12 protein-coding genes are annotated in these 13,087 nt (G+C 44.9%); 1 reads left to right on the top strand and 11 read right to left on the bottom strand.

All coding sequences use genetic code 11. From position 1 onward, the window contains the following. Positions 1-77 precede the first annotated feature (77 nt). Complete coding sequence (locus tag KDM90_RS05680) at positions 78-398, bottom strand: c-type cytochrome (protein ID WP_212674639.1); 321 nt, start codon at positions 396-398, stop codon at positions 78-80. 10 nt (positions 399-408) lie between these two features. Continuing rightward, positions 409-2,157 carry a cytochrome D1 domain-containing protein gene (locus tag KDM90_RS05675; protein ID WP_438947424.1) on the bottom strand — a complete coding sequence of 583 codons (1,749 nt, stop codon included), beginning with the start codon at positions 2,155-2,157 and terminating at the stop codon, positions 409-411. Positions 2,158-2,691: 534 nt separating this feature from the next. Here KDM90_RS05675 and KDM90_RS05670 point away from each other — a divergent pair. Next, positions 2,692-3,168: a hypothetical protein gene (locus KDM90_RS05670; RefSeq protein ID WP_212674638.1), complete on the top strand. Its 477-nt coding sequence runs from the start codon at positions 2,692-2,694 to the stop codon at positions 3,166-3,168. Between the two features lie 33 nt (positions 3,169-3,201). Here KDM90_RS05670 and KDM90_RS05665 read toward each other — a convergent pair whose 3' ends face one another. The 9 genes from KDM90_RS05665 to rlmF all read right to left on the bottom strand — a co-directional run bounded on the left by KDM90_RS05665 (position 3,202) and on the right by rlmF (position 12,982). Further along, complete coding sequence (locus KDM90_RS05665; RefSeq protein ID WP_212674637.1) at positions 3,202-3,945, bottom strand: hypothetical protein; 744 nt, start codon at positions 3,943-3,945, stop codon at positions 3,202-3,204. Positions 3,946-4,473: 528 nt separating this feature from the next. Continuing rightward, positions 4,474-4,980: a hypothetical protein gene (locus tag KDM90_RS05660; protein WP_212674636.1), complete on the bottom strand. Its 507-nt coding sequence runs from the start codon at positions 4,978-4,980 to the stop codon at positions 4,474-4,476. Positions 4,981-5,227: 247 nt separating this feature from the next. After that, positions 5,228-7,084, bottom strand: a complete 1,857-nt coding sequence (locus KDM90_RS05655; protein ID WP_212674635.1) for a nitric oxide reductase activation protein NorD — start codon at positions 7,082-7,084, stop codon at positions 5,228-5,230. A gap of 156 nt (positions 7,085-7,240) precedes the next feature. Beyond that, entirely contained in the window at positions 7,241-8,266 is a 1,026-nt protein-coding gene (locus tag KDM90_RS05650) for a 4Fe-4S binding protein (RefSeq protein WP_212674634.1), read from the bottom strand. A gap of 12 nt (positions 8,267-8,278) precedes the next feature. Then, the gene (locus KDM90_RS05645; protein ID WP_212674633.1) at positions 8,279-8,701 is read right to left on the bottom strand and encodes a magnetosome magnetite crystal formation protein family; all 423 of its coding nucleotides are present in this window, start codon (positions 8,699-8,701) and stop codon (positions 8,279-8,281) included. A gap of 14 nt (positions 8,702-8,715) precedes the next feature. Continuing rightward, the gene (locus tag KDM90_RS05640) at positions 8,716-9,561 is read right to left on the bottom strand and encodes a CbbQ/NirQ/NorQ/GpvN family protein (protein WP_212674632.1); all 846 of its coding nucleotides are present in this window, start codon (positions 9,559-9,561) and stop codon (positions 8,716-8,718) included. Positions 9,562-9,657: 96 nt separating this feature from the next. Then, positions 9,658-11,043, bottom strand: a complete 1,386-nt coding sequence (locus tag KDM90_RS05635; protein WP_212674631.1) for a cbb3-type cytochrome c oxidase subunit I — start codon at positions 11,041-11,043, stop codon at positions 9,658-9,660. A gap of 36 nt (positions 11,044-11,079) precedes the next feature. Continuing rightward, a complete protein-coding gene (locus KDM90_RS05630; protein ID WP_212674630.1) occupies positions 11,080-11,505 on the bottom strand; it encodes a c-type cytochrome in 426 nt (141 codons plus the stop codon). Positions 11,506-11,956: 451 nt separating this feature from the next. Continuing rightward, complete coding sequence (rlmF, locus tag KDM90_RS05625; protein WP_230409630.1) at positions 11,957-12,982, bottom strand: 23S rRNA (adenine(1618)-N(6))-methyltransferase RlmF; 1,026 nt, start codon at positions 12,980-12,982, stop codon at positions 11,957-11,959. Positions 12,983-13,087: the final 105 nt, after the last annotated feature.

The following is a 13,087-nucleotide window of genomic DNA, read 5'->3' as shown; positions in this document are numbered from 1 at the left end:
GCGTACAGATTAGTTCTCTGTACGCTTGAATGTGAACTGCGCGTAGTGGAGTGCAGCGCTGCACTCCATTACGCGTTTTAGTTCATGGCCAACACGTATTCCACCATCACTTTAATGTCCGCATCGCTGACGGCTTTATTTGGCGACATAGGAATTGGACCCCACACACCGCTGCCGCCATCTTTTACTTTCTTGGACAACAGTGCAACTGCATCGGCATTCCCTTTATATTTCTTGGCAATGTCTTTGAATGCCGGGCCTACGATCTTCTTATCGACGCCATGACAATTCATACAGTTGTTTTTCTTAGTTAGATCCGCGCCTGTGTCGGCCATCGCAGGTAGGCTTGCTACTGCCAATGCACATGTCGCTAACAAAGTTGAAAGGGTGAATTTCATCGATTTCTCCTCAGTACACATCGTGTTGAGTATTGTTGACGTTGAATTTACCCGTTGGCGTGATCAGTTTTGGATCACGGATCACTTTTTTCAATTTACGAGTTTTGTCGTCAACGATTACAATGGCTGATTCTTTGTCTTTGGCACTCCAGACAGAGAACCATACTTCGTCGCCAGCTTGATTGTATTCAGGTTGCACGATACGTTTTGCTCCTTCACCTAGTCCAGACCATTCACCGATAGGCAATACTTCAAAGCTTTTGCCGAAATTATTGATGTCATACACGGCCACCGATTGACTGATTTTTGCGTCAGGATTTAAAGGTGTATCGATCCACAGATTTTTGGATTTTGGATGGGTTTTGATAAACAAGGAACCACCACCTTGCCCTTTGATCGTATCGACAACCTTCCAAGCCTGTGCTTTATGCTTAACAGGATCAGTACCAATCATAGAGATACTTTCGTCACCCAAGTGGCTAGTTGCCCATACTGGACCAAACTTAGGATGCACGAAGTTCGCGCCACGACCTGGATGTGGCGTCTTGCCGACGTCAACAATCGCGGCCATCTTATCTTCTTTGGTATCAACGACGGCGATCTTATTCGAGGCATTCGCTGCGACCAAGAAGTAGCGACCTGTGGAGTCAAAACCACCATCGTGCAAGAATTTCGCTGCGTCCAAAGTCGTGACTTTCAGATTGTTCAGATCGGCATAGTTGACCATCATGATCTTGCCTGTTTCTTTGGCATTGATCACGAATTCTGGATGGTAATGCGACGCTACGATAGAAGCGACGCGTGGTTCTGGATGGTATTCATTGTCCACTGTCATGCCACGTGTAGAAACGATTTTCAATGGTTTCAATGAATCGCCTTCCATCAACACGTATTGTGGTGGCCAGTAAGAACCGGCGACTGCAAACTTGTCTTCATAGCCTTTGAACTTCGAGGTTTCCACGGAGCGTGCTTCTAAACCGATTTTGATTTCGGCGACGTTATCTGGTTTCTCCATCCACAAGTCGATCAAATTCAAACGTGCGTCGCGACCGATGACGTAGAGATAACGACCCGAGGCAGAGATACGAGAAATATGGACGGCGTAGCCGGTTTTGACGATGTTAATGATTTTCTTGGTGTCGCCATCAATCAAGGCCACTTCACCAGAATCGCGCAATGTCGTCGAGAAGATATTCGCGATGTTGTACTTGTTCATTTTCTTGGTTGGACGCTTAGCTGGCGGGATAATATCTTTCCAAGTCGCCAGCATTTCTTTCATGCCGAATTCTGGTGGGGTAGGTGGCTCTTGCTGAATGTATCGTGCCATTAAATCCACTTCTTTTTCGCTCAAATCACCGGAGGTTCCCCAGTTTGGCATACCTGCTGGTGAGCCATAAGCGATAAAGACTTTCAAGTATTCTGTGCCTTTTTCTAAAGTAATGTCTGGTGTCAACGCTTTACCTGTCGCGCCTTTACGCAATACACCGTGGCAGCCTGCACAGCGTTGGAAATAAATTTGTTTACCAATCTCAAATTCTGCTTGCGTCATTGGAGGCGCCTTAGGATTGATATTTTGATGCATGGCTTCGTTGGCTAAAGGCGAACCACCAGCTTGGTACTTGAGTTCTGCTGCCGAGTGGGTTTTTTCATCTTTCTTTTCTTGCGCATAAGCGACGCTGAAAGTTAAGGGTAAACAAGCCAAGGCGGCGACAAGGGGACGTAACATCGGTGTTTTGATACGAGCGGAGATGAATTTCATTTTTGGACCTCTTTGTGAACAAACATGTGAAAGCGTGAAAAATTAATTTTGATAAAAACGACCTTGCGTTAATCGATGATGTATTGCTGGTTTTCTTTTTGATTGATGTGATTTTTGGTTGTGAAACTCGGAACGATTGCAGTGCGAATGGTCTCAGGCTACTCTGCTGTTTTTTGCAATTCATTGACTGCGGTCAAGAAAAGAATTGATTCGAGGAATGTCTGTGATAGATCAAAACTTAGGGCGAAGTTGGCACGCGGAGTTCAAAAAAAATCGTGAAAAAATACAACGCTCATAGATGAGAATTCATATTCTCTACGCAATCGAGGAACCCCATTTGTGTGCGCGATATGTTTTAACTTGCAAGGCCCAGTTATTTATGGACTTGTATTTTCCCTGTCCATCCTGATATGCACTTGGAGCATGAATGAGTTAGCAAAGTTTTGCTGTCAGTATTGACTTTGTTCGTTGCATTTCCTTAGCGTTGCCAGGGTTAGGGAGCGCTTATATTTTTGTCGGAAGTTGAGGTAATTTATGCAGTTTTTGATTCGCATCTTGTGCGCTATTTCGGCTCTCGTGTTGGCGACGAATTTGCATGCATTTACAACACTCCGTTTGCCTTATGCTCAAGCTCATAGCTCGATAAAACGCGTTCTTTTTGTTGGAAATAGTCTTACTTATGTGGGCAACATTCCTGCTGTCTTCTCCACTTTAAGTAGCAATAATGGTCATGCTGTTCAAGCCGACATGCTGGTACAGGGTGGTGCAACTTTAACTGATCGATTAAAGGATGAGACGCTCGTGCGAGCGATGCAAACTCATCATTATGATGGAATTGTAATTCAGGAACGAGGTGGAGATTTGATAGGAGCGTTCGGAGAGTCTGCACAAAGCGATGCAGAGTTCGCTTTGACGTCGCTTGCTTCGATCGCAAAAAATGCTGGAATGAAAATATTTTTTCTTGGAAGCTATCAGCTTAATCCAGGGGCATCGCGCATTATTGATCAATAATCGCTGGTGGTATAGTGGTGCTATTTGTAGGCATCATTTATTCTCTTTAAGTTGCGTTTTAAGTACTTTGATTACTTCAAGATTTTTTCGTGGTGAGGCTAAAACGTCATTTTTATTGTAAAAAATTGTCAACTGAAGACCTGTGAAAATCGATCGATTTTCACAGAAAGGAGTGCGCAATGCTTCACTGACAGTGCAACGCCAAATAATGATTTCCCCACTACCCAGACGATCTACATATATCTCATAGCCGTTCGCTAGATAACCTATTAATCCATTCTGATCCAAATGTGGAGCTCGCTCAGCATGCAAATATGGATGTGTCCCGTTTAACAATTGATTTAATTCCGCTGCTTCACCCCAAACCTTTGCCGTTCGAGGTACAACCCCGCCCCAAATTCTCTTACGACTTTTCTTTGTAATCGGTAAAAGCGATTCAGCATCCATTTCAAAATAAAAATTCCCATCAAAAGTTAATGTTTCGTTATTCCATCGCCCAACACTATTTAAGTATCCACCGGGAATAGAAAATCTGAAGCCGTCAATAGAAATTTCAACAGCTTGCGATGGATCCTTCGAATAGATTCCATTCGCACGATCGATGTAAAATGTTTGTCCCGTTCTCTCGCATGCAACTAAATTCGTCCCAAGAAAAACTGAGGTCAGAAAATTGAACATGTATTGCAGAAATTTGGCTCGCCGCTCGAACGTTATCTGTCTAAATAGAAAATATTTAATATTGACAAGCCTCATATACGACAATAAATTATTCTCCATATTTCGTTTCTCCAATCATTTGATTTACTAAATCTGTACAAACATGCTCTTACTATTCGAGAATAAGATTGTGACGATTTGCATCAACCGTGAATTTTATCAATATACCTTTCAGCATTGAAAGGTAATGCACGTATTTATACTGCACGCTTTGGCCCGCAATCAGGATTGATATCTGCAGATGCTGCAAGCACGCATAAGGAAATCGAAACAGAGACGGTATATCCCGTTTTACGTTTAACAGAGATGATCAAGGTCTTGCAAAACAAGATGATCGATCAGGTGCCAGTGAAAGATCAATGATTGCATAAGCCGTTCTGTTAGCAGTTTCTAATGTGAGCGAGGAGCACGCGATTCGGGTAAAAATAAGTTAGTTCTTGTAGGTTGGTGCGGCAATCTAAAATCGCGCCCACAATTTTTATTGTTCCTTCTTGCCTGAATCAGAAGAAGGAAAATGGGAATTAAAGCGCTTTTTAATTCCCATCATTGCGATGACGTTAATAAACACATTCATCAGCAATAAGTACGCTAGCCCAGTTGCTTCAATCGATACAAAGCTAATTCTAACCACGAGTCACTGCCGTATGCCGAGCATAAATTGCGTTCAAATTGAAGCCAGCAAATATGATTGGGTTGAAAGTGGAGAGCTTCAAGGTATTCAGATTTGACAACCATAAATTGCTGTCGATACGGCAGTAAATAGGCGTTTTTATCTTGCGCCAAGTAATCCAAAGCTTCTTGATAGCTGGCAAACCAATGATTGATAAAGCCTAAATTTTCTTGCCAAAAATCGCCCATATCTTCTCCTATTTTTGCTAATCCAGAGAAAATGTGATGAGCGTGCTGCCAATCGTGAAAACCATACTTTGCTGCAATCAGATTTAAGCAATGTTTGTGTTGCCATTGTTCAGGAACAGGCCAGCGACGTTGTCGACTGAGTTTCTTGATTAAGGTGAGCGTGGTTTGATCGTCAAGCTCGATTTTTTTGTGCAGAAACGTCGCTTTTATCTTTAATTCATTCAATACGATGTTCATGTCTGTTCCTCCAAAAATGAGGAGCATTGGCTAGGTAAAGTTTGATTTTGTAAATAGAATCTGGGTAATGACATGATTAATCTCCGTCTCGTTTATTGACGGCCCGCTGACGTCAAACGAAATGGTGAAATCACATCAAATGAAGGATTGAGGGTGAACGCGTCTTGTGCGGGAGGGCGCCCCTTCGCACCCGTGAGGCGGATTGTAGATGGTTTATTTAGATAGTGTCAAATCGACGCTAGCTCTGCTATTGAGTCAGTGCGGCATATAAGCGCGGTAAAAGATGCGGTAACTCTGTCGCATCTTTTACGACGATATAGCCTTTCGCTCCGAACAGGTGCGGTAAATAATCTTCTGCTTTTTCATCAATCGTCACGCAGAAAGGAATCAGTCCTAACTGACGCGCAGCGTGAATTGCAACTCGCGTGTCTTCGATGCCATAGCGGCCTTCATATTGATCGAGATCGTTGGGTTTGCCATCGGTCAAAATGAAGAGTAGACGACGCGCGTTTTTTTGTTGTTGCAAAATGGCAGAAGCATGTCGGATCGCCGCGCCCATACGGGTGTAAAAGCCCGGTTTGATTTCTGCTAGGCGACCACGTATCTGATCACTGTATTTTTCGTCGAAACCTTTGAGTAAGTGAAAGCGCACGTTGTCACGTCGTACTGACGAAAATCCATACATAGCGAAGCGATCACGGGTGGCGGATAAAGCTTCACATAATAGATAAAGGCTGTCGCGTATCACATCAATCACGCGAGCTTGATTATTTACCCAAGTATCGGTGGACATCGATAAATCTGCGAGTAAGAGGCACGCCATGTCGCGGCTTTGCTGGCGATTATCTAGATACAGGCCGGGACTTGCAACGGCATACCCGCTGTTGGCACCGCGTCGTTCTGCGCTAAAGCGTACACAAGCATCAATATCGATATCGTCGCCGCTAAGTTGACCACGCAGACGTTGACGTTCTGGCGTTAAGCTTTGAAACTGTTGGCGCAAGCGCTTGGCGGTTGCGCGTAAGTGTTCTGGTAAGGCGATTGCTTCGGCATCGCGTGCTAGTAGCATTTGTATGCGCGCATGCTTTTCTTGCAGTTGTTGTTTTTTGTAATGCCATTCTGGGTAAAGAATGCCGTCGGCTAGCAATAAATCGTCATCGGCTTCGGCCGGTAAATCGAGATCAAAGCGCACCCGACTCGCGGTACTCTTGCCATCGTTGGCGACGCTCATCACATCAAAGTCATTCGCCGCTCTTTGTGCGTCGGGATTATCATCTTCATCTAGCGGGCGATTGACCTTCACATACTCCGCCCAAGAAAATAAACTCTCGGCGCGAAATAACAGCATGAAGGGGCTAGGGTTGTCGGGCATGTCAGTGCGTTCTGCCATCCGTTTGCGTTGTTCGGTATCGGATTGCACCGCGCTGCCTTGCGGTTGCTCGGGTGTGAGTTTGCTAGCGGGCTTGGTATTATTAATCGCATTCTTGGGTGGCGTATTCAACCACAGTGGAACAGGAACGAAGTTGAATTCTTTACGTCCGACTTTTTTTAATTCAGCATGAACGCTGCCCGGTTGTAATAGCGCTTGACGTAGTAGTAATTCGTTTTCTGCTTCGTATTTTTTTAATTCACTAGGATAAGGGCGGCGCAGCAAGCTCGCTTCTACCAAACGTTGATAACGATCCTGTAAAGAGGGGAATGCACTCAGCAAGGCCAAGGTCGCGGCTTGATTGCGTTGTAAGTAGGTGGCATCTGGCTCAACATCATGGGCGACTAATGCCAGCAGCCATAAGTACAATTCGCGATTGAGTTCGCGTTCTGGAAAGTAATCGATAGAGGCGGGTAGGTGTAAAGTGGTTTCATCTGCCCATGTGAGTTCCGCTTTCTCACCGATACCAGCAATACGTTCTAGCCAACTACGACGCGCACCGTGCGCGCTGGCAGAGCCTGATTGTAGATTGATACCAGGATCGCCACCGAGCGCACGAAAGAATGTCGCCCCGATGTTTTTCATCTGTGCCAATTCTACACGGGCTTCTGGGTAACCCTGATATGCGAGACGAGTGATCAATTTATCCCACAAGCCGCCTATATATTCTTCCATTACTACACTTTCATATTTGAAGTTCTTATTGCTTTTGTAGGGTGGTGGCAATTCGCGCCACTAAGCCTTGGTAAATCCTAAATTGTTTGATGTACCAAGCGGGCTGTGCCCGCTTTATCAATCCGATGCTTTCTCTATACTGTTACTTTTTGAGGCTTACGATGGAATCTTTTTGTTCGAATTATGGATTGGTATTACATTATTCTTTTCTAGCTTAATTCGAATCACACGAGCAGTACTGCCATTCAATGCCGCTTCCGATTCGGCATAAGCTTGGTTCACCCATTCGAGTAAATTGCCTTGCGGATTGTCACTTTGCGTTTGGGTGCAGGCGTCGGTACATTGTCCACACTGTACGCAGGCGAACATCATGCGTTTGACGTTGCGCGGGTTGAGGCGCATCGGGCAAACGTGATCGCAAGCAGAGTAACAAGAAAAGCAATCTTTGGCTCTTTCACGTTTAAAGCCTATTACCATCGCTTTGTCATTGCCCATCCATGCCAAACTTTGAAATAAGCCCAAAGCACAGGCGTAGCGACAAAATAGATGACGTGCAAACATAAACTCAACAAAGAAGGCAATACTACCTGCAATTAAAAATACAGTTTGACTGCGGGTTAAGGTCCCATGCCAAAGATTGCCGTAGATCTCAGCAGGCGGGAGCAGATAAGTGAGTAATACCGTGGCCCAAGTGATGGCACAAATGATGGTGAGAGGAATGACGCCTAACCACCAGATTGCATCAGGTTTAGTTTGCGTACCATCTGGATTGCGCGAAGGCAGCGCTTCCTTATCCCATAAACTTTGCTTACCTATCGCTTTACGCAAAGTTTGGTTGATGGTTTCGACAATGGAAAAATGTGGACACAACCAGCCGCAATAAATCCGCCCCCATTTCCACGCAACGTAGATGACGCCCGCCGCCAGTAAAATCAGCGGCAAAATTGCGTGCAGAAAAATGGCTTTGGCTGCTTGTCCGGCGGTATCTTTGCCGGCCACGAAATCATTCAGGCCCAAGGTCCAATCCATCCCCAAAATAATGAAATGTTTGAGATTAAGATCTAGGCGGAAGAGGTCAAATATTGGTGCGAATACAAACAATAAAAAGAAACTGACTTGCGTGAAGCGACGCCATTGTTGAACGGGGATTCCCCATAAACCGAGATGTGATTTTACTTGCATGTTAATACTCGTTTAGCTGCCATCATGGGCGCCATGCGTGGTCGATTTGCCAATCAGAGGATAGAAATATAATTTTCCGGATAGGGCTTTGGTTAAGGCAAAGACGCCAAATAAGATGAACACTGAATGCACACATAAGACATACAGGATAAAAATAATCCAGGTGCTGACTTCGTGTAAATTGCCGAATAATAAAATTCCGATGCTGACTAAAATCAGCATCAATCCCGCGCAAATACTGGCGCGCATAGCCTGTATCAAGTGGCACTGTACTAGTGTCGACACATTGTGACGCTGACGTTGATATAAAACTAGCAGCAGGACAAAAGCGATGAAGGGCAACAAGAGAATATTCAGTAAATACAGAATCGCCGCCGCGCTCGCGATGCGAATTTCTGATGTGGTGGGTTCCAGAATTTTCATCGGATGTTTCATCTGATATCGTCTTATTATTTATTGCTGCCTTTACTGCTGCCAAAGTGTAGTTTGATCACTTCCATTAAGGCTGCAATTGTGTCTAAATCATCGCTCAGAGGTTCAACCAACGCGGCTGCACAAGCATCCACGATGGGACAGCCCGCCGCAATCAGATTCGCGGCATAGACTAGCAGTCGGGTAGATGCTGCTTCGTCCAAATCATGTTGTTTGAGTTGACGGAAACGGCGCGCGATATCGACTAAACGTGTCGCTAGAGCTAGATCAATGCCGGTCTCTGTCATCAAAATACTTTGCTCTAATTCCGCATTGGGGTAATCAAACTGGATTGCTAAAAAACGTTGACGGGTCGAGGGTTTGAGATTCTTTAATAAATTTTGATAGCCGGGGTTGTACGATACAACCAGCATAAATTCATCTGGCGCAGTCAGTTCTTCGCCGGTACGTTCGATAGGAAGTATGCGGCGGTCATCCGTCAACGGATGTAAGACCACCGTGGTGTCTTTGCGCGCTTCGACAATTTCATCCAAATAACAAATACCACCTTGACGTACCGCACGGGTGAGCGGCCCATCCGACCAGATAGTCTCGCCGTCGCCGATTAGGTGACGCCCGACTAAATCTGCGGCAGTTAAATCATCATGGCAAGCGACGGTAATTAAGGGACGCGCCAATTTTGCCGCCATGTGTGCGACGAAACGCGTCTTGCCGCAGCCTGTCGGGCCTTTGATTAATAGGGGCAATTGGCGTTGGTAAGCGAATTCAAATAGCACGCATTCATTACTAACTGGCTGATAAAACGGAATCTCAGTTGTTGTTGAAGCTGGCGCTAGAAATGCTTGATGACTTAAATCGTTCATGAAAAACCTTCTGTGTACATCGGAATTGGAAACTTAAAACGTCGAACTAAAAACTAAAAACGCCCGACGATGTTCTGTCGGGCGTTGTTCTACTTATTAAGCCTGAGATGAATTCTCGGCTTGGTCTCCACCAACAAAGAAGCTAAAGATATAGAGCGCCAATCCTATCAAGAAGATGACACCGGACGCCAAACGTAACCAGTAGAAAATCATCAGTTGATCTTGGGTTGCCATAAAACTCAGCGGGGAGGTCGCGACACGTTGTAACCAAACTTGCAAGATACCCGCTGCTGTCAGGAACAAAGTAATAAAGACCATCGATACCGTCATCAACCAGAACGACCACATTTCAATGACTTGCGATTTGTTGCTATTCGCTTGACGACCACGCATGAGTGGCATGGTGTAACTGATCATCGTCATCACCACCATCGCATACGCACCGTAGAACGCCATGTGACCATGTGCTGCGGTGATCTGTGTACCGTGAGTGTAGTAATTAACCGGTGACAAGGTATGCAAGAATCCCCATACGCCCGCACCCAAGAACGCCATGACGCCCGTACCCAAGGCCCACAAGACGGCTGCACGATTTGGATGATCACGACGGCGACGATTTACCATATTGAATGCAAACACGGTCATCATGAAGAAAGGAATGGGTTCCATTGCCGAAAATACGCTACCCCACCATTGCCAGTATTCAGGCGTACCAATCCAGAAATAGTGGTGACCAGTACCGATAATGCCGGTGATTAAGGACATCGCAATAATAGAGTACAACCATTTTTCAATTACTTCGCGATCAACACCCGTGACTTTAATCAAAACGAAAGCCAACATCGCGCCAAGTATCAATTCCCATACGCCTTCTACCCAGAGATGGACTACCCACCACCAGTAGAATTTGTCTTTGACCAGATTGCTAGGATTGATGAAAGAGAACAAGAAAAATAAGGCTAATCCCCACAAGCCTGCCAACATAACCAGACTAATACTAGTTTTACGACCACGTAAAACTGTCATCGAAATATTAAATAAGAACACCAGTGCAACGATCACGATGCCGACTTTGGTAGGTAAAGGTTGTTCTAAGAATTCTCGTCCCATGGTTTCGAGCAGATCATTGCCAGTTATTTTTGCCAGTGATGCATAAGGCACCGCCAGATAACCAACGACAGTCAAAGCACCGGCAACTAAAAATACCCAGAACATCCACATCGCGAGTTTGGGGCTATGTAGTTCACGTTCTGATTCTTCTGGAATCAAGTAATACGCTGCACCCATAAAACCGAATAACAGCCAGACGATCAGCAAGTTGGTATGCACCATCCTTGCGACGTTAAAAGGAATCAGAGGGAATAAAAAATCGCCTATGATGTATTGCAAGCCCATGATCAAACCAAATAAGATTTGACCAACAAACAGGGCAATTGCCGCGATAAAGTAGGGCTTCGCGACGGCCTGTGATTTGTATTGCATAAAATTCTCCACGAATCGTTGAAAGGTGTCGCGCTCTTAGCCTTCGATATTAGGCGGCCAGTTGTTGGTATTAATTTCTGAGCTGTATTTCAGAAACTCGACCAAATCGTTCATTTCTTTTTCATTCAAATTGAACTGTGGCATTTGGCGACGACCTGGCGCACCGGTTGGCTGAGCCGCCATCCAAGCACGAATAAAATCCGGGCCGCGACGCTTATACACATTGCCGAGTTCAGGCGCAAAGTAAGCACCTTCACCTAATAAAGTGTGGCAACCAATACAGTTACGGGTTTCCCAAATCTTCTTGCCGCGGATCGCGGATTCGGTCAAATTGGCACTGTTATCTCGCTTGGGCAACGCACTCATCGTATCGAATGTGAGTCCGAGAAATAACAGGAAGAAAAAAACAGAGCCGCCATAAAAGATATTTCTGGCGGTTGACTTGGTGAACGATGAGCTCATGTCGAGTTAACCCCTATTAAATGTAAATCATAAAAAGCGCTGAGTTGTCGTTTGGATTCGCCAGCGCTAATTGATGTTGTGGATGTTATTTCCCCACGTCACTGATAGTAAGTGTCTAGAGATTCGCTTTCCTTGATTGCAGTCAATTTTAGAAAGATGGCAACAGCGTTGCGAGGCAGAAATTTGCTGTTTTGATGAAAGCTTTGAGGCGAATCAAAACATGTGAGGATTTCTTCGCATTGGAAACTTCGTCAAGTTGATTGTGTTGATTCGAATGGAATATGCGTGCTAGCGAGTCGTCACAACTACGTATGCAAGGAATATGCTGAAGCTAGGCATAGTAAGGTGATATCGGTGGTAGATCGATCTGAGATCGATCACTTGGAAAGACATCAATTTCAGTAAAGCGTGGGGTAGGCTCAATGCAAAATTACTGCAGACGGTCGCTTTCTCACCAGCGCATTTTCGCCCAAGCCGCTTGTTGTATTGGATTCAGAAACGACCAAGCCACTAAGCGGCTTTGCTTTTGGCCCTGTTGCATATCGATGATTTTGCTTTGTTGTACATTTGCCTGCTTGAGTGCGACTTTGATTTCCGGTAAATGGCTGGCTTTTGAAACCAAGCTGGTGAACCAAAAGCAGCGGCTTGCAAATACTTGGCTTTCTTTAATCATGTTTTGAATAAAAGTGAGCTCGCCACCATCACACCATAATTCTGTATCTTGACCACCAAAATTGAGTTTATCGCGCTGTTGTGACATTCCAAGATTGTTCCATTTTCTTTGTGTCCCTTTTTGCGCTTCAGCGGCAGAGTCATGAAATGGTGGGTTGCACATACTTAGATCAAACCATTCGTCATCGCGAATAATGTTCTTAAAAAATGCCTTACGGTCAATCTGTAAGCGAGTTTGAATCATCGTGCTGAGTGTTGGATTGTTTTTGAGAATGTGATCAACATTAGCAATTGAGTCTGGATTAATATCGCTCGCGACAAATTGCCATTGATAGCTACTAGCGCCAATTAAGGGGTAAATACCATTTGCTCCAGTGCCAATGTCGAGCACTTGAACACGCGATTTTTTAGGGCTTTTACCATGGTTATTAGCGATTAATAGATCCGCTAGATGATGAATGTAGTCGGCACGACCAGGAACTGGCGGGCATAAATAATCCTCAGGAATGTCCCATTCGCTGACACCGTATTGCAGTCGGAGTAGTGCACGATTTAAGGCTTTGACTGCTTTGGGGTCAGAGAAGTGTATGCTTATTTCTCCGCCAATATTGGTATAGATAAAACTTGCCAAGGAATCGTTTAAGGTGGACTTGTCAGCCTCAATTAATTGTTCAAAATCGTATTTTCCTTGATGTCGATTTCGCGGATGAAACAAAGTACTTGTATTGGATGACGGATTATCTTCAACAACTCTTTTCGATGGCGACATTGCTTTGGGCTTGTTGTGAGAAGAACGTGTTGACATGGCAAATTCCAGTGTGCGTCAGAAATTGGTAAAGCTTAGGTACAGGTGTGACTAAAGCATTTCGATATCGGAAACAAAAACGCCCGCGCGATGCGGGCGTTTTTG

The organism is Affinundibacterium fentianense (genome assembly GCF_018139545.1).
Taxonomy (GTDB): domain Bacteria; phylum Pseudomonadota; class Gammaproteobacteria; order Burkholderiales; family Burkholderiaceae_D; genus Undibacterium; species Undibacterium fentianense.
This window is presented reverse-complemented; position numbering and strand designations above follow the sequence as displayed.

Bases quoted from the DNA above. Each gene is read 5' to 3' on its own strand.
- KDM90_RS05660 (WP_212674636.1), bottom strand. From the start codon at position 4,980: ATGAACATCGTATTGAATGAATTAAAGATAAAAGCGACGTTTCTGCAC.
- KDM90_RS05630 (WP_212674630.1), bottom strand. From the start codon at position 11,505: ATGAGCTCATCGTTCACCAAGTCAACCGCCAGAAATATCTTTTATGGC.
- KDM90_RS05640 (WP_212674632.1), bottom strand. From the start codon at position 9,561: ATGAACGATTTAAGTCATCAAGCATTTCTAGCGCCAGCTTCAACAACA.
- KDM90_RS05680 (WP_212674639.1), bottom strand. From the start codon at position 398: ATGAAATTCACCCTTTCAACTTTGTTAGCGACATGTGCATTGGCAGTA.
- KDM90_RS05675 (WP_438947424.1), bottom strand. From the start codon at position 2,157: ATGAAATTCATCTCCGCTCGTATCAAAACACCGATGTTACGTCCCCTT.
- rlmF (WP_230409630.1), bottom strand. From the start codon at position 12,982: ATGTCAACACGTTCTTCTCACAACAAGCCCAAAGCAATGTCGCCATCG.
- KDM90_RS05645 (WP_212674633.1), bottom strand. From the start codon at position 8,701: ATGAAACATCCGATGAAAATTCTGGAACCCACCACATCAGAAATTCGC.
- KDM90_RS05635 (WP_212674631.1), bottom strand. From the start codon at position 11,043: ATGCAATACAAATCACAGGCCGTCGCGAAGCCCTACTTTATCGCGGCA.
- KDM90_RS05670 (WP_212674638.1), top strand. From the start codon at position 2,692: ATGCAGTTTTTGATTCGCATCTTGTGCGCTATTTCGGCTCTCGTGTTG.
- KDM90_RS05655 (WP_212674635.1), bottom strand. From the start codon at position 7,084: ATGGAAGAATATATAGGCGGCTTGTGGGATAAATTGATCACTCGTCTC.
- KDM90_RS05650 (WP_212674634.1), bottom strand. From the start codon at position 8,266: ATGCAAGTAAAATCACATCTCGGTTTATGGGGAATCCCCGTTCAACAA.
- KDM90_RS05665 (WP_212674637.1), bottom strand. From the start codon at position 3,945: ATGGAGAATAATTTATTGTCGTATATGAGGCTTGTCAATATTAAATAT.